The sequence below is a fragment of the Streptomyces turgidiscabies Car8 genome (genome assembly GCF_000331005.1).
GTDB lineage: Bacteria > Actinomycetota > Actinomycetes > Streptomycetales > Streptomycetaceae > Streptomyces > Streptomyces turgidiscabies.
Window position 1 is genome coordinate 1 of record NZ_AEJB01000207.1, and the last position, 18,496, is coordinate 18,496.

Here is an 18,496-nt window from a genome sequence, read left to right on the forward strand (position 1 = left end):
CCCCACGCCTCCTACCCGCGCCCCCGAGACCGAGCCGCCCGAGCAATCACCACAACCGCCTTCTCCAACGCGTACTCGGGATCATCCCCGCCCCCCTTCACCCCCGCGTCAGCCTCAGCCACCGCCCGCAACGCCTCAGCGACCCCGTCCGGAGTCCACCCCCGCATCTGCTGCCGCACCCGATCGATCTTCCACGGCGGCATCCCCAGCTCCCGCGCGAGATCCGCCGGCCGACCACCCCCCCGCGCGGAGGACAGCTTCCCGATCGCCCGCACCCCCTGCGCCAACGCGCTGGTGATCAGCACCGGCGCCACCCCGGTGGACAACGACCACCGCAACGCCTCCAGCGCCTCCGCCGCCCGCCCCTCGACAGCCCGGTCGGCGACCTCGAAACTCGACGCCTCCGCCCGCCCCGTGTAGTACCGCCCGACGACCGCCCCGTCGATCGTCCCCTCGACATCCGCGACGAGCTGAGTCACCGCGGACGCCAGCTCCCGCAGATCACTGCCGATCGAGTCGACGAGCGCCTGGCACGCCTCCGGCGTGGCCGATCTCCCCGTCACCCGGAACTCCGACCGCACGAACGCCAGCCGATCCGCCGGCTTCGTCATCTTGGGACACGGCACCTCCCGCGCCCCCACCTTGCGCGCCGCGTCGAGCAGCGCCTTGCCCTTGGCTCCCCCCGCGTGCAGCAGCACGAGGGTGATCTCCTCCGCTGGCGCCCCGAAGTACGCCTTCACATCCTTGACCGTGTCGGCCGAGAGATCCTGCGCGTTGCGTACGACCACGACCTTGCGCTCCGAGAAGAGCGACGGGCTCGTCAGCTCGGCCAGCGTGCCCGGCTGCAACTGGTCCGAGGACAGGTCTCGTACGTCCGTGTCGGCGTCGGCGGCCCGAGCGGCGGCCACCACCTCCTGCACGGCACGGTCGAGCAGGAGGTCCTCCTGGCCCACGGCAAGCGTGACGGGGGCGAGAGGGTCGTCATGTGCGGTCTTCTTGGCCATCCCGGAAAGCATCCCACGAGCCACTGACAACACGGCCCGCCACCAGCCCCGCCCTCCCGCAGGCCCGCCCTCCCGCCGGCTCACTCGTCGGCTACGGCTCCTCCCGCCACCCTTCCCACTCCCCCACGAACTCGTCCAGTTCCTTCGGATCCAGCCGCCCCGCCTCGTCCCGCAGCACCACGAGCCACTGCGCGTCCTCGGCGTCGTCCTCACCGGCCAGGGCATCCCGTACGAGCTGCGGCTCCTCACCGATACCGAACCGGTCACGCAGCGCCTCCACCACGTCCTCGGCAGCATCACGGTCGGGCAGCACCAGCACATGTCTCACATCGTTCACGGAGACATTTTCCGCCACCCGAGACCCGATCCCCTCGCCCCGGTCACTCCCGGCCGCCACCAGGCACCCGGCACCCAGCTGCCCCGGTGCCCTCAGCCGCCCCCACCGGTTCCCCGTACCGTCGGCACGCCCGACACCTCGATCCCGAACCGCTCCCGGTACACGGAGAGCACCTCGCTGTCCGCCTCCAGCTCTCGCACCTCCCGCTCTCCGCCCGGCGCCGTCACCGTGAGACTCCGGCCGCTGAGCGTGATCCTCCCTCCGTCCTCCGTGACCCGCGAACAGACCAGGGACCGCGTGAAGTGCGACTCCGGCGAGGTGCTGTGCCACCAGGCCCCGGCGACGAAGTCCCCGAGCACCCGGGGCCGCAGCTCCAGCCGGTACCGGCGCTCGCCGTCCCGGACCACGTCCAGGTCACCCGGGCCCGCGTCCGCCCCGCCCCCTCGTGCTCCCGCCGCGTCCGGCCCCGCCTCGCCGACCCGGAACGTGCCGCCCGGATCCTCCTGCTCCTCCTGCGGCTGCCCGATCGCCATTGGCCGGTGGCTGTGCGCCCCGAAGCCCACGTCGACCAGCCAGTCGCCGCCGTCCCCCGTCCGTACCCGCAGCGCGAGATGGTCGTAGGGGATACCTAGCCGGCCCTCGTCGCCGTACACCCGCGCCGCGAGCAGTGTGACGTCGAAGCCCAGTGCCGTGAGCAACCCTGCGAAGACACCGTTGAGTTCGTAGCAGAACCCGCCCCGACGCGCGTTCACCACCTTGTCGAACAGCCGGTCCTCGTCCAGCACGATGTCCTCTCCCAGATGGATCGAGAGGTTCTCGAAGGGCACCGCCACCAGGTGCCGCAGTTGCAGCTCGCGCAACACGGCGGAGGTGGGCGACGCGGGACGCTCGGCGCCCATCCGGCGGAGGTAGGCATCAGCCTGTGCGGGATTCATGGCCTCAGTTTCTCGCCACCCGCAACTTCCTGCCCGCCCCGACGACCGCCAGGGCCCCGTCCTCGTCCGTCCGCAGCACCACAGCACCCCCGTCCCTGAGCGCCGCCACCGTACTGGGAGCCGGATGGCCGTACGTGTTGTCCGCACCGCACGAGATGAGCGCCAGCCGCGGAGCAGCCACCCGTATGAGATCCGGGTCCTGATAGGCAGACCCGTGATGGGCGACCTTGAGAACGTCCACGGCACCCACCTGAGCGGCGGCCGGCGAACTCAACAGCGCGCGCTGAGCCGGCGGTTCGAGGTCGCCGAGGAGCAGCAGGCGCAGTCCGGCCGACCGTACGAGCAACGTGACACTTGCGTCGTTGGCGCCCTCCGGTTCAGGGGCCGGCGCCGGTCTCGGCCACAGCACCTCCCAGTCGAGGTCACCCGTCCGCCGCCGCTCACCGGCGACGGCACGCGTCACCGGGACACGCCGGGCCGCCGCCTCCCTGAGCACGAACTCGGCCTGGTCCTCGGGCTCTTCGAACCCTGTGGTCTCGATCGCGCCCACCGAACGCCCGCGCAGCACGCCGGGCAGCCCCGCGACGTGGTCCGCGTGGAAGTGGGTGAGGATCACGAGGGGGACCTTCGTGATGCCGAGTTCGCGCAGGCAGTGGTCGACCAGTACCGGGTCGGGTCCGGCGTCCACGACCACACCGGTGCCTTCCCCGGCGGCGAGCACGGTCGCGTCCCCCTGTCCCACGTCGCACATGACGAACCGCCACCCCGGCGGCGGCCACCCCGTGACCACCCTGGTCAGCGGCGCCGGCCGCACCACGACCAGGAGCAACAGCACCCCGCAGGCCGCGCACCACCATGGATGCCTCAGCAGTCGCGCGCCGGCGAACACCACGAGCACCATGCACAGCCCCAGCAGCAGCGCGCCCGTCCAGTTGCCCGGCCAGTCCACTCCCCCGCCGGGCAGCGCCGCTCCCGTACGGGCGATGTCCACGATCCACCCCGCGGGCCAACTCGCTCCCCAGGCCAGCATCCTGGCCACCGGCATCGTCACCTGCGCCGTGGCCAGTGCCGCGAAGCCCAGCACGGTGGCCGGGGCGACGGCGAACTCCGCGAGCAGGTTGCACGGCACCGCCACCAGGCTCACCCTTGCCGACAGCACGGCCACGACCGGCGCGCACACGGCCTGCGCCGCACCGGCCGCGGCCAGCGCCTCCGCCAGCCGTGGCGGCACCCCGCGCCTGCGTAACGCCGGGCTCCAGCGGGGCGCGAGGGTGAGGAGCGCGCCGGTGGCCAGAACGGAGAGCAGGAAGCCGTAACTCCGCGCCAGCCAGGGGTCGTACAGCACCAGGAGCAGAACCGCTGTCGCCAGCGCCGGGATCAGTGACCGGCGGCGCCCGGTCGCGAGGGCGAGCAGCGCGACGGATCCGCAGGCCGCGGCCCGCAACACACTCGGGTCGGGTCGGCACACGACGACGAATCCCAGGGTGAGCGCGTCACCGAGCAGCGCGGTCGCCCGGAGGGACAGACCCAGGCGAGGTGCGAGGCCCCGCCGTTCGACCTGCTGGGCGAGGGCGGGCGGGCCGATGAGCAGGGCAAGCAGAATCGTGAAGTTCGCCCCGCTGACAGCCATGAGGTGCGTGAGGTCGGTCTCCTTGAACGCCTCGTCCAGCTCGGGTGTGACGCGGGAGGTGTCTCCGACGACCAGCCCGGGCAGCAGCGCCCGCGCGTCCGCCGGCAGGTCCTCGGTGGCGTCCCGCAGCCCGGCGCGCAGTCGCCCCGCGAACCGCTGCGCCGCCGACGGCTGCCCCACCACCTCCGGCGCAGCCCTGTCCCGTACCCGCAGCACGGCCGCGACCCGGTCGCCTCCCGTCAACGCGGGCACGAGCCGCCCGGTCACCCGCAGCCGTGTGGACGGCAACAGCCCGAGCCAGGGCGAACTCTCCGGCCCGTCCACCGCCTTGGCCGCGTTCCGCGCCCCCGCCGCTTTCGCCGCTTTCACCGCCCGGTGGAACGGTCCCGTCTTCCTCGGCTTCACGCCCATGTCGACGGTCACCAGCACCGGCGTCCGCGTCGCCACCACACTCCCGTCCGCCTTCTCGACGCGCCGGACATCGGCCTCGATCAGTACGGCGGTCGGCAGGGCATGGGCGCCCTGGACACGGGGCCGGGTGAGTCGCGGATCCGAGGTGACCTCCAACTCGGCCGTCACACCGGCATACTGCCGCGCCAGTCCCGGCACCGGCCCCCGCCGCAGATCGGCTCCGTGCAGCCCGGCGGAGACCGCGGCGGCGGCGACACAGAGCAGCACGGCGGCCACGGAAACCCGCGACCAGCTTCCCCGCCAGGGCTGTCCGGACGAGGCGGGACCGGGATCACCGGAAGTACGTCGGGCCAGCAGGAGCAGACCCGCCACGACCGAACAGACGACCGCGCCGCCGGTGGCCCAGCCGGGCGGGACGTCCAGCGCCAGTGCGGCCGTTGCCCAGGCCGCCAGTGCGGGCGGCACCAACCGCAGATCCGTCGGCCCTTCCTGCCGGGGATTGGCTGCCCCCAGGCGTTTCCCCGAGTCCGCGTGCACGGACCTGCGTGCGCGGGGCGCCCGCTGAGCGGGGGCGCCCTGGTCATCGTGTGTGCGGGGCTCCTCGTGCGCGGCCCCGGCAACCACACGACTGGGCGGCCCTTCGGACTCCGGGACAGGCGGTACCCGGTTCGAGGCAGGTGGCACCCGGTTCATGGCTGCACGAGATTTCGCAGGTCGGCGAAGCGGCGGTCACCGATGCCGTTGACGTCGCGCAGTTCGTCCACCGACCGGTATCCGCCGTGCTGGGTGCGGTAGTCGATGATGTGCTGGGCCAGCACGGGACCGACCCCGGGCAAGGTGTCGAGCTGATCCACGGTGGCCGTGTTCAACGAGACAGGCGCCGTCGGACCGGCCCCCGCCCCGCCCATGGAGCCGCCCGCTCCCCCACCGCCCGGGCCACCCGAGCCGCCCATGACCGCACCCGGTACGGGCACAGCCCCGCCGACCACCACCTGTTCGCCGTCCACGAGAAACCGCGCCCGGTTGAGCCCGTCGGTCTTCGTACCTGGACTCACCCCACCTGCGGCTCGCAGGGCGTCGGTGACCCTGGACCCGGCCGGCAGCCGATGCACGCCCGGCTCGCGCACCTTGCCGCTGACGTCCACCACGATCTGGGCCCCGGGCGCTCCCGTGACACCCCGGGCAATGGCCGTACCGCCCGCCCGCGCCGCCCCCACCGGCGCCGCCGCCCGCACCACCTCCGGCGCCCGAACCGACTGGGCACGCCCCGTCCAGAAGTGCTGCGTGGCGAGCACCGCGGCAGCGATCAGCACCACCGTGAGCGCCACCACGCTCCGCCGCTCCAGACCGCACCGCACCTGCAGCCAGACAGGCATCCGCTCCCGCATCGCGAGCCCGGCCCGCTCCTGCCAAGCGCCGACAGCGGGACCGCCCACAGCACGGGCCCCGGCACCGGCACCATTGCCCACCGCCACCGGAATTTCCGCGGTTTCCGCGGCTTCAGCCGCTTTCGCCGCACGAGCCGTGTCCCAGCCGACGCCCGCACCTCCAGGAGGGACACCCTGTGCCCCCTCCCCGTGGTCCCCCGCCCCCGCTTCCCGCTCATCACCCGGCGGTCCGTTCCCCGACTCCCTTCGTCGCAGCGCCTGTTCGCCGAAAAGCACCTCCGCCCGGCGGCGGATCTCGTCGGCCGACGCCTGTCGCTGCCGGGCCCGGCCGTGCGGACGTCGACGGCCGTGCCGGACGCGGCCGTCGGACATCGAGCCGCGGCCCGGGCCACTGGTCGGAGTGGTTGCGTGTGAACGTGATCGAAGTGCCATGCGCCGAGGATGGAAGAATCCTCCGGCTCGCGATGATCTTGCTCAATTCCGGTGGAAAACCCGCCGGTTGTGGATAACTCCGTCACCCACACGAGTGCCGCGCACAGGCAGAACCCCGTCATCAGAGCCTGCCGCACCCCTTACCGAGGCGAGACGACCACTCCCAGCAACCCGGGCCCCGTATGCGCCCCGATCACCGCCCCGACCTCGCTCACGTGCAACTCGGCCAGCCCCGGTACCCGCGCCCGCAAACGGTCCGCGAGGGCCGCCGCCCGGTCGGGGGCGGCCAGATGGTGAACGGCGATGTCGACCTGCGCGCCGCCCGCCTGGTCGGCGACGATCTCCTCAAGGCGAGCGATGGCCTTGGACGCCGTCCGTACCTTCTCCCGCAGCTCGATGCGGCCCCCGTCCAGCTGCAGCAGCGGCTTCACGGCGAGGGCGGAGCCGAGGAGGGCCTGCGCGGCGCCTATCCGACCGCCGCGGCGCAGATAGTCGAGCGTGTCGACGTAGAAGTACGCGGACGTACCGGCGGCCCGCTTCTCCGCGGCGGTGACGGCCTCGTCCACCGTGCCGCCCGCTTCCGCCACCTCGGCCGCCGAAAGTGCGCAGAACCCGAGGGCCATCGCGACCACGCCGGTGTCCACGACCCGCACGGGCACCGGCGCCTCACGGGCCGCCAGCACCGCGGCGTCGTACGTGCCCGAGAACTCGGCGGAGAGGTGCAGCGAGACGATGCCGGTGGCGCCGGACTCGGCGAGCTTGCGGTAGGTCTCCGCGAAGAGCTGCGGGCTGGGTCGGGAGGTGGTGACGGGCCGGCGTTTCTGGAGTGCCTGGGCCAGGGAACGGGCCGAGATCTCGGTGCCCTCTTCGAGGGCCTGATCACCGAGGACCACGGTCAGCGGCACCGCGATGATGCCGTGGCGCTCCATCGTCCGCGGCGGCAGGTAGGCCGTTGAATCGGTGACGATCGCGACATGGCGGGACATGATCTGGAGGTTACCTGCCGTAGGTGGTGGGCGGCAGCCCGCCCCTTTCACCTGCGGCGGGACCGGAGTCGTGCCGCAGGATCAAGTCGTGCTCTCGGGACGGGGTTTCTTCTGCCAGGGGTACACGGGCTGCTGGACCGGCGGGGTGATCGCCGGCCGGGTCGATTCGGCGGCCCGGCGCGCGTCCGGGTTGTCCGGCCAGGTCTGCTGCGCCGTCGCGCCGTCGGGAGCCGGGGCGTCGGGCCACGGCGGCGGAGCGGAGGCAGCGGTGGGAGTCTGCGTGGGGGTCGCGGCAGGAGCGGGCTCCGCGGTCGTCCAGTGCCTCAGAGCGCCCGCCTCGACGTCAATCTGGGTCCTCAGGGAGTCCAGGTCGTCGTCAGCGAAACGCGTCGCCCGGTCCCGGGCCGCCCAGCGCAGCGAGTCGGCCGCCTCCGTGATCTGGTCGGTGCGCTCGCGCAGGGCGGGCAGTCGTGCGACGAGCGTCGCCCGGTCGGGCTCGGACTCCAGCCTCTTGAGTTCCGCGTCCAGCTCGTGGCCGTGCGAGCTGAGCCGCTCGAAGAGGCCGAGGGACTCCTTGAGGGACTCGTCCTCGCCGACGCCCGCGTGCAGCGCGTCCTGCGTGGCCCGCATCGACGTGCGCAGCTTGAGCCGGAGCTGGGCCAGCTCGCCGGCCGGGCCGGGCTGGGCGTAGGTCTTGGCGCGCAGCGTGGTGTCCTCGACCGTGCGGCGGGCCTGCGAGATCGTCCGGTCCACGCCTCTCTTGGCCGCGCCGACCACCTTCACGGTCGCGTACACGCCCAGCACCACGAACAGCAGGAAGAGCAGGGCGACAACTGCGACAGCGGCTTCCACGACGCTCCTCCTCCTACCGGTCACGGCCTTCGAGCCGCTCTTCAACGGTAAACGCAAAGGGCAGGCCCGGAGTTCCAAAAGAACCCCGAACCTGCCCGTAGGGGACTACCCGGATCTACGCCGTGACGATGTTGACCAGCTTCGGCGCCCGCACGATCACCTTGCGGATACCCGCTCCGGCCAGCGCCTCCACGACCTTGTCGTCACCCAGAGCCACCTTCTCCAGCTCGTCGTCGGAGATCGAGGGCGAGACCTCCAGGCGGGCCCTGACCTTGCCCTTGATCTGCACGACGCAGGTCACGCTCTCGTCCACGACGTACGCGGGGTCCGCGACCGGGAAGTCCTGGTGGACGACCGAGTCGTGGTGGCCCAGCCTGCGCCACAGCTCCTCGGCGATGTGCGGGGCCAGCGGCGCGACCAGCAGTACCAGGGCCTCGGCGACGGGGCGCGCGACCGGACCGCCCACCTTGGTCAGGTGGTTGTTCAGCTCGGTGACCTTGGCGATGGCGGTGTTGAACCGCAGGCCCTCCAGGTCCTGGCGGACGCCGTCGATCGCCTTGTGCAGGGCACGCAGGGTCGGCTCGTCGGCCTCGGTGTCGACGACGGTGACCTCGCCGCTCTCCTCGTCGACGACGTTGCGCCACAGCCGCTGCAGCAGCCGGTACTGGCCGACCACCGCGCGCGTGTCCCACGGCCGCGACACGTCCAGGGGACCCATCGCCATCTCGTACAGGCGCAGCGTGTCCGCCCCGTACTCGGCGCTGACCTCGTCCGGAGTGACCGCGTTCTTCAGGGACTTGCCCATCTTGCCCAGCAGCCGGGAGACCTTCTCGCCGTTGTGGAAGAAGGCGCCGTCGCGCTCCTCCACCTCGGCGGCCGGGACGGCGATGCCGCGGCTGTCGCGGTACACGAAGGCCTGGATCATGCCCTGGTTGAACAGCCGGTGGAACGGCTCTACCGAGGAGACGTGCCCCAGGTCGAACAGGACCTTGGACCAGAAGCGCGCGTACAGCAGGTGCAGCACGGCGTGCTCGGCGCCGCCGACGTACAGGTCGACGCCGCCGTGCGGCTGGCCCTCCCGGGGGCCCATCCAGTACTGCTCGATGGCAGGGTCGACCAGTTTCCGGTCGTTGTGCGGGTCCAGGTAGCGCAGCTCGTACCAGCAGGAACCGGCCCAGTTGGGCATGGTGTTGGTCTCGCGGCGGTACTTCTGCGGGCCGCGCCCGTCACCCAGGTCCAGGGTGACGTTGACCCAGTCCGCGTTGCGGGACAGCGGGGTCTCCGGGGAGGTGTCCGCGTCGTCCGCGTCGAAGGTGCGCGGCGAGTAGTCCTCGACCTCGGGCAGCTCCAGGGGCAGCATCGACTCGGGCAGCGAGTGGGCGACGCCGTCCTCGTCGTAGACGATGGGGAAGGGCTCGCCCCAGTAGCGCTGGCGGCTGAACAGCCAGTCGCGCAGCCGGAAGTTGACGGTCCCGCGGCCGATGCCCTTGCCTTCCAGCCACTCGGTGATGCGTGCCTTGGCGTCGGCGACGGCCAGCCCGTCCAGCGAGATGTCGTCGTTGGCCGAGTTGATGATCTTCGCGTCGTACGCCCCGAAGGCGTTGTCCCACGTCGAGGTGTCGGTGCCACGTCCGTCGGTCGGCTCGACGATGCAGGGGATCGGCAGCTCGAAGGCGCGTGCGAACTCGAAGTCGCGCTGGTCACCCGCCGGCACGGCCATGATCGCGCCGGTGCCGTACCCCATCAGGACGTAGTCGGCGATGAAGACGGGGACCTTCTCACCGTTGACCGGGTTGGTCGCGTACGTGCCGATGAAGACACCGGTCTTGTCCTTGGCCTCGGCCTGGCGCTCGACGTCCGACTTCGAGGCGGCCTGGGCGCGGTACGCGGCGACGGCCTCGGTGGGCGTGGCGTGGCCGCCCGTCCAGACGTCGTGGGTGCCCTCGGGCCAGGCGGCCGGGACCAGCTTCTCGACCAGCGGGTGCTCGGGCGCCAGGACCATGTAGCTGGCGCCGAACAGGGTGTCGGGGCGGGTGGTGAAGACCGTGATGGCCTCGCCGCCCGCGGCGAAGTCGACACGGGCGCCCTCGGAGCGGCCGATCCAGTTGCGCTGCTGCAGCTTGATGGCCTCGGGCCAGTCCAGCGCGTCCAGGTCGTTCAGCAGCCGGTCGGCGTAGGCGGTGATGCGCATGTTCCACTGGCGCAGCTTGGCCTTGAAGACGGGGAAGTTGCCGCGCTCGGAACGGCCGTCGGCGGTGACCTCCTCGTTCGCCAGTACGGTGCCCAGTCCCGGACACCAGTTGACGGGCGCCTCGGAGGCGTACGCCAGGCGGTACTCGCTCAGGACGTCGGCGCGCTCGATGGCCGTCAGCTCGTTCCACGCGCGCGCGTGGTCACCCGGTACGGCGCGCTCGCCGCTCTCGAACCGGGCGATCAGCTCGGCGATCGGGCGGGCCCTGTCCGCCTCCTCGTCGTACCAGGAGTTGAAGATCTGCAGGAAGATCCACTGGGTCCACTTGTAGTAGTCCGGGTCGATCGTGGCGAAGGACCGGCGCTTGTCGTGGCCCAGACCCAGCCGGCGCAGCTGGACCTTCATGTTCTCGATGTTGGCCTCGGTGGACACCCGGGGGTGCGTGCCGGTCTGCACGGCGTACTGCTCGGCGGGCAGGCCGAAGGCGTCGAAGCCCAGGGTGTGCAGGACGTTGTGGCCGGTCATGCGCTGGAAACGGGCGTACACGTCGGTCGCGATGTAGCCCAGCGGATGGCCGACGTGCAGACCCGCCCCGGAGGGGTACGGGAACATGTCCATGATGAACTTCTTGGGCCTGGCGGCCAGCTCCGGGTCGCCCGCCAGATCGCCGCTCGGGTTCGGGGCGGAGTACGTGCCCTCGGCGTCCCAGAAGTCCTGCCAGCGTGCCTCGATGTCAGCTGCCATGGCAGCCGTGTAGCGGTGCGGCGCTGCGACCTCGGCGGCAGCGGGGTTCGTCTCGCTCATGGTCCTCAAAGCTCCATCGATCGTCTCTGCCAGCGGCTGGAAATGAAAAATCCCCTCGCACAGGAGGGGACGCCGCGCCGATGCCGACCACGATTCGTCAGCGGTCGGGACTGATCAGCGCGGCTCACTAAGCAGAAGGCGTACAGCACGCATGGCGTCAGGGTACCGCAGCCGTCGAGCGTGCCGCGACGGAGTTACCCGGGTGCGTGGCACCGGGTGCCACACCCGGAAAGAGTCCCGAAAGTCCCCACAGGACCCCCACACCTCACCCGCGGGCCTCGGCGGGAAACGTGAATCGCCACACAGCAAAACCTGAACCAGGTTCAAAAATTACTTCGCGTAACAACCTCTATGGGACATCACAACGGCCTCGCAGCCCTTTGGTAACAGCGCAATAACTCAAACCTCGTACTCCTCGGTATGTCTCGACTTAGAGTTCGACGCGGGACCGCCTTCCCGAACCGCTCGGAGTTGCCCCCATGAACCCTCGTAGTAACAGTTCGCTTCCCGGTACCGGCCGTTCGGCCTCCGGGATGGCGACGGCTGCCATGCTGCTGCTCATACCGGTGATCGTGCTGGTCGGCGGTGACTCGGTCCAGGACTTCCTGAACTTCGGTGCCGGCGTCCTGTCACTGGTCGCCCTCTCCTGTTCGGTGATCTGGGGCCTGGTCGCGACCGACCGGGTCTTCCTGAACACCCGTCAGCGGCTGATCGCGCAGGCCGTGCACCGGACGACCGCCGTCTCCTCGGTCGCCTTCCTGCTGCTGCACGTCTCGGTCAAGCTGGCACTCGACCACGTCACGCTGATCGCCGCGCTGATCCCCTTCAGCCTGGGCGTCACCGGCACCTCAGGCCTCATCGGCATGGGCTCCATGGCCGGCCTGCTCATGATCTTCACGGCCGTCACCGGCGCCCTGCGCAGCCGGTTCGCCTCCCCGGCGCCGGTCGCGGCACGCTGGCGCGCGATGCACATGCTGGCCTACCCGGCCTGGTGCTTCGCGCTGGTCCACGGGCTGTACGCGGGACGCCAGGCGAAGCCGATCTTCACGATCCTGTACGGCCTGTGCCTGCTCGCGGTCATCGCGGCCCTGGCCCTGCGCTCGGCGCCCCGCCCGTTCAAGCGCAGGGTGGCCGCCCAGATCATGGCGATCCTGGGCTCCCAGGAGCGACCGGGCCGCGAGGGCCTGGACGCGAGCCGGGCGCGCCTCGGGGAGTCCAGCCTGCCGGGCTACGAGAACCAGTCCGCGGGCAGGCCCGCGCGCGGGGACTCCGGAGTGCCCCCGCAGCGCAGCGCGCCCGGCACGTCGCCGCTCTACGACGCTCCGGCCAGCCGCACCATGACCCCCGAACCCGCGAACGACGGCTTCGCGGCCGCCTACCGCGCCGTGACGCCCCCGCGCGCGCAGGACCCGTACAACATGGACCAGACCGCGCGCATGGACATCCAGGCAACCGAGGCGATGCCGCGCATGGACGGCAGCACGTCGGGCAGCTGGCCGATCCCCTCCCCGCCGCCGGTCGGCGAGGCTCCCGTATCGGCGTACGACCCCATGGCCGACACCGGATACAACATCCCGACCTATGGCAATCAGGGCACGGCCCCGTACGGCACCAGTGATATGTACAACACCGGTGAGTCGAATGCCGCCTATGGCACGTACAACGCGAACGACACGTACAACAGCGGTCCCGCCACTGATGCAAACCCCGGTGCTGGCTATGACTTCGACGCACCGGGTTCGGGCGAACCTTGGAACGCGCCTTCCGGAGGCTTTAAGTGAACGAGGCTCTGCCCGACGTACCCGAAGTCCGCGTGGTCGGGCTTCCCCAGCTCACGTCGGGTTTCGACCTTGTCGAAAGACTTGACCTGCCCATGCACCTCAAGGTGCACGGTCCGCTCGAACCGATGGGCGGCGAGCAGCTCGCACAGCTCGCCGAACGTATTTCCCTCAAGGGCCGCGGCGGCGCGGGTTTCCCCTTCCACAAGAAGCTGCGGTCGGTCGCCGAGACGGCGATCCGCCGCGGTGTGCGGCCGGTCGTCGTCGTCAACGCGAGCGAGGACGAGCCCGCCTGCCGCAAGGACACGGTGCTGGTCAACCGTGCCCCGCACCTGATCCTGGACGGCGCCCTGCTGTGCGCGGAGGCCATGGGCGCCCGCACCCTCGTCATCGGGGTGACACGTGAATCCACCCAGCGTTCCATGGAGGCCGCGCTCGCCGAGCGCGGCCTGAACAACGGCCGCCGCTCGGCCCTCCGCGCGCGCGTGCAGCGCAATCCCATCCGTATGGTCACCGGCGCCGCCGCCTCACTGATCCGGTCGATCGACGGCGGCCCGGCGATCCCGCCCGGCCGCAAGATCAGCGCCTCACAGAGCGGCGTCGGCGGTGCGCCCACCCTGCTGTCCAACGCCGAGACGTACGCCCAACTGGCGATCGCCGCCCGCATCGGGGCCGAGCGCTACTGCAACACCGGTCTGTACGACGAGCCGGGCACCGTCATGCTCACCGTCTCCGGCGCCGTCGCCCGCCCCATGGTGATCGAGGTGCCGACGGGTGTCCCGCTGCGCTACGTCCTCCAGCTCGCCGGCGCCCCGCCGGTCCCTCAGGGTGTGCTGACCGGCGGCTACCACGGCAAGTGGATCGACGCTGCGACCGTCAACGAGGCCATCGTCTCGCGCAACTCCCTGGACGCGGTGGGCGGTGCGCTCGGCGCCGGCGCGATCCTGCCGATCAGCCAGGACACCTGCCCGCTGGGCGAGTCGCTTCGCGTGGCCCAGTGGCTGGCCGAGGAGAGCGCCGGCCAGTGCGGCCCCTGCTACCTCGGTCTGCCCGCCGCCGCGCGCGGCATGGCGGACATCCTCAACGGCGGCGGCCCGGCCGCACTGGAGGCCGTCAAGCAGGTCGCCAAGTCCGTGAAGCGGCGCGGCGCGTGCTCGCATCCGGACGGCTCGGCGATGTTCCTGGAATCGACCATCAAGGCGTTCACGGACGACCTCGCCGCCCATGTCCTCGGAAACGGCTGCGGAAGGCCCGTAGAAGGCGTTCTGCCGCTCTTCGAGGGCGGTCAGACACCCACGGGTATCCCGGGCGGCCAGTCGGAGGAGGAGAGCGGCCCCAGCCGGCAGAAGATCTACGTCGACTGGACCCTCTGCCGGGGCCACGGCCTGTGCGCCGACATCCTCCCCGAGGTCTTCGAACTGGGCGCCGACGGCTTCCCGACCGTCGCGCAGGCGAAGGTGCCCCGGTACGCGGAGGCGAAGGCGCTGCGCGCCGTGCGCCGTTGCCCGGCGCTGGCGCTGCGTCTCGAGGAGGACACCAGGGCCTCGGCCCCCGACCGTCTGCCGGTCCTCTCCCAGCGCGGTGGCAGGGGCCGCCGCGCCCTCGGCAGCGGTCGCTGAGACACCGAAAGCAACCACGGCGGGCCACTCGGATCGATCGAGTCGCCCGCCGTACGCGTTCCTCGTACGCCCCCGGGTGCACTCCGCCCGGACACAACGACGAAGGCGGGCCATCCTGTTCGGATGACCCGCCTTCAACTTGTGTGGAGCTAAGGAGAATTGAACTCCTGACCTCCTGCATGCCATGCAGGCGCTCTACCAACTGAGCTATAGCCCCTCGCGGCGTACCAGCGGGTTTCCCCGGCGGCGACGCCAACATTACCGGTCCCCCGGTGCAGCACCAAATCGTTTCCGTCGCCCCCCGGCAGGGGTGCCGGGGGTCAGGCCGTGACGAACGAGTAGAACCGTTTCAGGGTGCAGTGCTCCTCGAGGAGCCGGCCGTAGATCGGCTCGCCCTCCAGCTCACGGTAGGTCTCGATCGGGTCGCCTTTTATGATCAGCGCCCGCGCGCATTCCTCGCACCAGTACTGGTAGTCGTGGTTCACCGGCTCCATGTCACGGACGATGGGCGTACCACTGCCGCACCAGTCGCATTTCCTCCTGTGTGCACCCATCGATCAGCTCCAGCTGTGGCCGCAGGCCGTGCACACGTAGGAAACGCCACCGTTGTCACCGAGCACCTGGGCGACATGGCCGGAACCGCAGGAAGGACAGCTGAGACGGGTTCTTCTGCCCCGTATGACCGCCGCTTCAGGGAGGTGACCGACCTCCCTGAGGATGCTCGCAGGCATCGCAACTCCCTCCCGTCGGGCCGCGCCCCCTTCCGGCCGTTTGATTCTGCCACGGCCGGGCCAATACGGTCAGCGACGCCTTCGTACCAGTCCGGACACGGCACCCACCGATGCCGTCGGAGCCGACGCGAACGCGCACATGTAGAGCTTCCGGAGAGGTATACGCCTCCGGGCCCCCAAGTGACTCAGACAGGGCGAACGAAAAATCCCGCCCCCCGGAGGGGGCGGGACCTTGATCTACCGACCATCTACTGTGGAGCTAAGGAGAATTGAACTCCTGACCTCCTGCATGCCATGCAGGCGCTCTACCAACTGAGCTATAGCCCCGTCTGTTCTTCCCGCCCGGCGGGGCGAACAAGAAGAACTTTAGCCTGCGGCCTGCCGGAAAGTGAAATCCGGGTCAGTCGTCGTCGCCGAGCACGGGTTCGGGCAGTGTGCCGGCGTTGTGCTCGAGCAGACGCCAGCCGCGGGCGCCCTCGCCGAGGACGGACCAGCAGCAGTTGGAGAGACCGCCGAGGCTCTCCCAATGGCGGGACTCCAGGCCGAGCAGGCGCCCAATGGTGGTCCGGATGGTGCCACCGTGACTGACGACCACGAGGGTGCCGTTCTCGGGGAGTTTCTCGGCGTGCCGCAGTACCACGGGGGCGGCTCGGTCGGCGACCTCGGTCTCCAGTTCACCGCCGCCTCGGCGGATCGGCTCACCGCGCTTCCACGCGGCGTACTCGTCACCGTGGCGGCCGATGATCTCCTCGTGCGTCAGCCCCTGCCAGACGCCCGCGTACGTCTCCCGCAGGCCCTCGTCGTGCGTCACCGTGAGGTCGGTGAGCTCGGCGAGTTCACGCGCCGTGTAAGCGGCACGCCGGAGGTCCGAGGCGACGATCGCGTCGGGCTTCAGGGAGGCGAGCAAGCGGGCGGCGCGGCGGGCCTGGCCGATGCCGGTCTCGGTGAGCTCGACGTCGGTCGTGCCCTGGAAACGCCGCTCCACGTTCCACGAGGTCTGACCGTGGCGCCACAGGATGAGGCGGCGGCCCTGGCCCGGCTTGCGGCCGGTCCCGGCGGACGAGGGTGCGGTCACCGCAGGCCTCCGAAGTCGGCGGGGTCCTCCTCGGCCTGGAGCTTGGCGTGCTCGGCGGCCTTGCCGCGGGTGGCCTTGGCGTCGGCGGGCAGCTCCAGCTCGGGGCAGTCCTTCCAGAGCCGCTCCAGGGCGTAGAAGACGCGCTCCTCGCTGTGCTGGACGTGGACGACGATGTCGACGTAGTCCAGGAGCACCCAGCGGGCCTCGCGGTCACCCTCGCGGCGGACCGGCTTGATGCCGAGTTCCTTGCCGAGCCGCTCCTCGATCTCGTCGACGATCGACTTGACCTGGCGGTCGTTGGGTGCGGAGGCCAGCAGGAAGGCGTCCGTGATCGACAGCACGTCGCTGACGTCGTAGGCGATGATGTCGTGCGCGAGCTTGTCGGCAGCCGCCTGCGCGGCGGCGGAGATGAGCTCGATGGAACGGTCAGTGGCGGTCACTACAAGGCTTTCGGTCGGCGGTCGGGAACCCGTACGGGTTACCCAAGGGTCTCACGGACCGCCGACGCCACCCCACGTCATTACGGGACAACACCCCGGGCACCAGTTGGGGGCCCGGGGTGTGCGCGGTCACGAGGCCGGCTTGTAGTCCTGGCCGAGGATCACGGAGACGTCCGCGTTCGAGAAGACCGTGCCCTTCTTCACCGCGCTCGTGGGCAGCCCCAGCGTCTTGGCGGTCTCGACGGCGTTCTCCTTGTCGGCCACGTCACCGTAGGTGACCAGGGATGTGGCGCGCTCCGTGTCGGCCGTACCGGCCTCCAGGAAGGTGAAGCCGCCGTTCAGGAGGACGACGCGGGCCTTCTCGGTGTCGCCCTTGTCGCCGGTGGCGTTCTGGACGGAGACCCGGACCGCGGCGTCCTTGTCGGGGCTCTTGGCGGTGCCGCCGAGCACGGTCTTCACGACCGAGGAGCTGGCCTGGGCGCTCAGGGTGCCGTCGCCCTGGACCGGCAGCAGCGCCGTCTTGTAGTCGCCGCCCTTGGCGAGGTCGGCGAGCCTGGCGAGGAAGCTGCCGAGGTCCTTGTCGGTCAGCGAGGGGTCGAGGATCTGCGCCAGCGTCTGCACGGTGACCGTCGCGGCCTGGGCGTCGGAGGACAGTTTGCGCAGTACTCCCTGCATGACCTGCCCGAACCGCTCCAGCTGGGCGTCCTGGGTCTCGCCGGAGGCCAGGTAGGTGGCGTAGGCGACGGCCATCTTGCCGCTGAGGGTCTGGGCCTCGCCCTTCTTCACCAGGGGCGCCGTGCCCTTCTTGGCGGCCGGGTCGGGTACGTCGGCGTTGGTGTCGATGTCGATGTTGCCGACCAGCTCGACGAGGTTCTGCAGGTAGGGGGTGTCGAGCCGCCAGGTGCCCTCGATGTCGGTGCCGAGGACGGTGTCGAGCGCGTCGCGTGTCCCGGAGGAGCCGTCGTCGTCGACGGACTTGGCGAGCGTGGTCGTGGAGCCGTCGTCGTCGGTCAGGGCGAGGGAGTTGGGCAGCAGGACCGTGGTGCCCTGCTTGGTGGTGGCGTTGTCGACGAGCAGCACCGTGGAGGTGCCGCCCTTGCTGGTGTTGTGCAGGTGGACGACGACGACGTCCCGTTTCTGGGTCCCCGCGGTGGTGGCCGCGCCGGTTCCGCTGTCCGCGGACGATGCCCCCGGCAGCTTCCCCGCGTACCAGAGATAGCCGACCCCGCCCACCGCCACCAGGGCGAGTACGACGATCAGGGCGATGGCGCGACCCCGGGCGCGGCGCTTGGCCTCCTCGCGGCGCTCGCTGCGGTTCTCGGTGAAGTCCAGCCAGTCGATGACGTCCTCGGAATCACCGGTGGGCTCCTCGACGAAGGCGAACTGCTGGGTGCTGTAGTCGCGTTCACCCCGGTCCTGCGAGGCCTCCTGGGCCCCCGGGGCCTGGGGAAGGTCACCCTCGACCGGACCGCCCTGCTGCGGAACGTAGGCCGCCGGCGCTGCCTGCGCGGTCCGGGCCGTGGGCACCGACGGCGGTGCCTGTTCGGCGACCCGGGGCTGCTGCCCGCTGTTCACCGGCTGCCCGTAGGGGTCGTACCCGGTGGCCGGGTTCCCGGCGCCGTACGGGTCGTACGAGGGGGCGGCCTGCTGCTGCCCGGTCGCGTACGGGTCGTAGCCGTACCCCTCGTACCCCTGCTGGTGGGGGGCCTGCTGCGCGTACGGGTCGTACGGCTGCGGGTTCGGCTGTGCCTGCTGCTGTTGCTGGTACTGCTGCTGGGCCGGCGGCACCTGCTGGTACACAGGCCGGCCGTAGTCGTCGTAGCCGGCGAGCTCGTACTGCTGGTCGCCGTCGTACCCCGAGTCGTGTCGGTCGTTCACCGGTG

14 protein-coding genes and 2 tRNA genes are annotated in these 18,496 nt (G+C 70.9%); 2 read left to right on the top strand and 14 right to left on the bottom strand.

Going from position 1 to position 18,496, the window contains the following annotated elements; genetic code table 11:
- Positions 1–11 precede the first annotated feature (11 nt).
- The 8 genes from holA to leuS all read right to left on the bottom strand — a co-directional run bounded on the left by holA (position 12) and on the right by leuS (position 10,970).
- Positions 12–1,004 (bottom strand): DNA polymerase III subunit delta, encoded by a 993-nt coding sequence (gene holA, locus STRTUCAR8_RS12965; RefSeq protein WP_006376166.1) that lies wholly within the window; start codon positions 1,002–1,004, stop codon positions 12–14.
- A gap of 91 nt (positions 1,005–1,095) precedes the next feature.
- The gene (locus STRTUCAR8_RS12970) at positions 1,096–1,341 is read right to left on the bottom strand and encodes a hypothetical protein (protein ID WP_006376165.1); all 246 of its coding nucleotides are present in this window, start codon (positions 1,339–1,341) and stop codon (positions 1,096–1,098) included.
- A gap of 92 nt (positions 1,342–1,433) precedes the next feature.
- A complete protein-coding gene (locus STRTUCAR8_RS12975) occupies positions 1,434–2,276 on the bottom strand; it encodes an arylamine N-acetyltransferase family protein (protein ID WP_006376160.1) in 843 nt (280 codons plus the stop codon).
- Between the two features lie 4 nt (positions 2,277–2,280).
- Positions 2,281–4,854: a ComEC/Rec2 family competence protein gene (locus STRTUCAR8_RS12980; protein WP_044472112.1), complete on the bottom strand. Its 2,574-nt coding sequence runs from the start codon at positions 4,852–4,854 to the stop codon at positions 2,281–2,283.
- Between the two features lie 152 nt (positions 4,855–5,006).
- Positions 5,007–6,137 (bottom strand): ComEA family DNA-binding protein, encoded by a 1,131-nt coding sequence (locus STRTUCAR8_RS48910; protein WP_006376177.1) that lies wholly within the window; start codon positions 6,135–6,137, stop codon positions 5,007–5,009.
- A gap of 140 nt (positions 6,138–6,277) precedes the next feature.
- Complete coding sequence (locus STRTUCAR8_RS12990) at positions 6,278–7,123, bottom strand: DegV family protein (protein WP_006376173.1); 846 nt, start codon at positions 7,121–7,123, stop codon at positions 6,278–6,280.
- Positions 7,124–7,204: 81 nt separating this feature from the next.
- Entirely contained in the window at positions 7,205–7,975 is a 771-nt protein-coding gene (locus STRTUCAR8_RS12995) for a hypothetical protein (RefSeq protein WP_006376182.1), read from the bottom strand.
- A gap of 115 nt (positions 7,976–8,090) precedes the next feature.
- Positions 8,091–10,970 (bottom strand): leucine--tRNA ligase, encoded by a 2,880-nt coding sequence (gene leuS, locus STRTUCAR8_RS13000; RefSeq protein WP_006376181.1) that lies wholly within the window; start codon positions 10,968–10,970, stop codon positions 8,091–8,093.
- A gap of 479 nt (positions 10,971–11,449) precedes the next feature.
- Between leuS and STRTUCAR8_RS13005 the strand changes: the two genes are divergently transcribed.
- Both STRTUCAR8_RS13005 and STRTUCAR8_RS13010 read left to right on the top strand, forming a co-directional pair.
- The gene (locus STRTUCAR8_RS13005) at positions 11,450–12,751 is read left to right on the top strand and encodes a ferric reductase-like transmembrane domain-containing protein (RefSeq protein ID WP_006376156.1); all 1,302 of its coding nucleotides are present in this window, start codon (positions 11,450–11,452) and stop codon (positions 12,749–12,751) included.
- Positions 12,748–14,367, top strand: coding sequence for an NADH-quinone oxidoreductase subunit NuoF family protein (locus tag STRTUCAR8_RS13010; RefSeq protein WP_006376184.1), 1,620 nt, complete (start codon positions 12,748–12,750; stop codon positions 14,365–14,367). The genes STRTUCAR8_RS13005 and STRTUCAR8_RS13010 overlap by 4 nt, the downstream gene beginning before the upstream one ends.
- Before the next feature lie 144 nt (positions 14,368–14,511).
- On the opposite strand, the gene STRTUCAR8_RS13015 is transcribed toward STRTUCAR8_RS13010, so the two are convergent.
- From STRTUCAR8_RS13015 to STRTUCAR8_RS13040, 6 genes are all read right to left on the bottom strand, one after another.
- A tRNA-Ala gene (locus STRTUCAR8_RS13015) sits at positions 14,512–14,584 on the bottom strand.
- Between the two features lie 103 nt (positions 14,585–14,687).
- Positions 14,688–14,921, bottom strand: coding sequence for a hypothetical protein (locus tag STRTUCAR8_RS13020; protein ID WP_044472114.1), 234 nt, complete (start codon positions 14,919–14,921; stop codon positions 14,688–14,690).
- A gap of 431 nt (positions 14,922–15,352) precedes the next feature.
- Positions 15,353–15,425 (bottom strand) — tRNA-Ala (locus STRTUCAR8_RS13025).
- 73 nt (positions 15,426–15,498) lie between these two features.
- Positions 15,499–16,173, bottom strand: coding sequence for a histidine phosphatase family protein (locus STRTUCAR8_RS13030; protein WP_006376186.1), 675 nt, complete (start codon positions 16,171–16,173; stop codon positions 15,499–15,501).
- Positions 16,170–16,613 carry a ribosome silencing factor gene (rsfS, locus tag STRTUCAR8_RS13035; protein WP_006376171.1) on the bottom strand — a complete coding sequence of 148 codons (444 nt, stop codon included), beginning with the start codon at positions 16,611–16,613 and terminating at the stop codon, positions 16,170–16,172. Before rsfS ends, STRTUCAR8_RS13030 begins: the two co-directional genes overlap by 4 nt.
- 129 nt (positions 16,614–16,742) lie before the next feature.
- Positions 16,743–18,491 (bottom strand): LCP family protein, encoded by a 1,749-nt coding sequence (locus tag STRTUCAR8_RS13040; RefSeq protein WP_006376159.1) that lies wholly within the window; start codon positions 18,489–18,491, stop codon positions 16,743–16,745.
- Positions 18,492–18,496: the final 5 nt, after the last annotated feature.

Bases quoted from the DNA above. Each gene is read 5' to 3' on its own strand.
- holA (WP_006376166.1), bottom strand. From the start codon at position 1,004: ATGGCCAAGAAGACCGCACATGACGACCCTCTCGCCCCCGTCACGCTT.
- STRTUCAR8_RS12975 (WP_006376160.1), bottom strand. From the start codon at position 2,276: ATGAATCCCGCACAGGCTGATGCCTACCTCCGCCGGATGGGCGCCGAG.
- STRTUCAR8_RS48910 (WP_006376177.1), bottom strand. From the start codon at position 6,137: ATGGCACTTCGATCACGTTCACACGCAACCACTCCGACCAGTGGCCCG.
- STRTUCAR8_RS12990 (WP_006376173.1), bottom strand. From the start codon at position 7,123: ATGTCCCGCCATGTCGCGATCGTCACCGATTCAACGGCCTACCTGCCG.
- leuS (WP_006376181.1), bottom strand. From the start codon at position 10,970: ATGAGCGAGACGAACCCCGCTGCCGCCGAGGTCGCAGCGCCGCACCGC.
- STRTUCAR8_RS13005 (WP_006376156.1), top strand. From the start codon at position 11,450: ATGAACCCTCGTAGTAACAGTTCGCTTCCCGGTACCGGCCGTTCGGCC.
- STRTUCAR8_RS13020 (WP_044472114.1), bottom strand. From the start codon at position 14,921: ATGGGTGCACACAGGAGGAAATGCGACTGGTGCGGCAGTGGTACGCCC.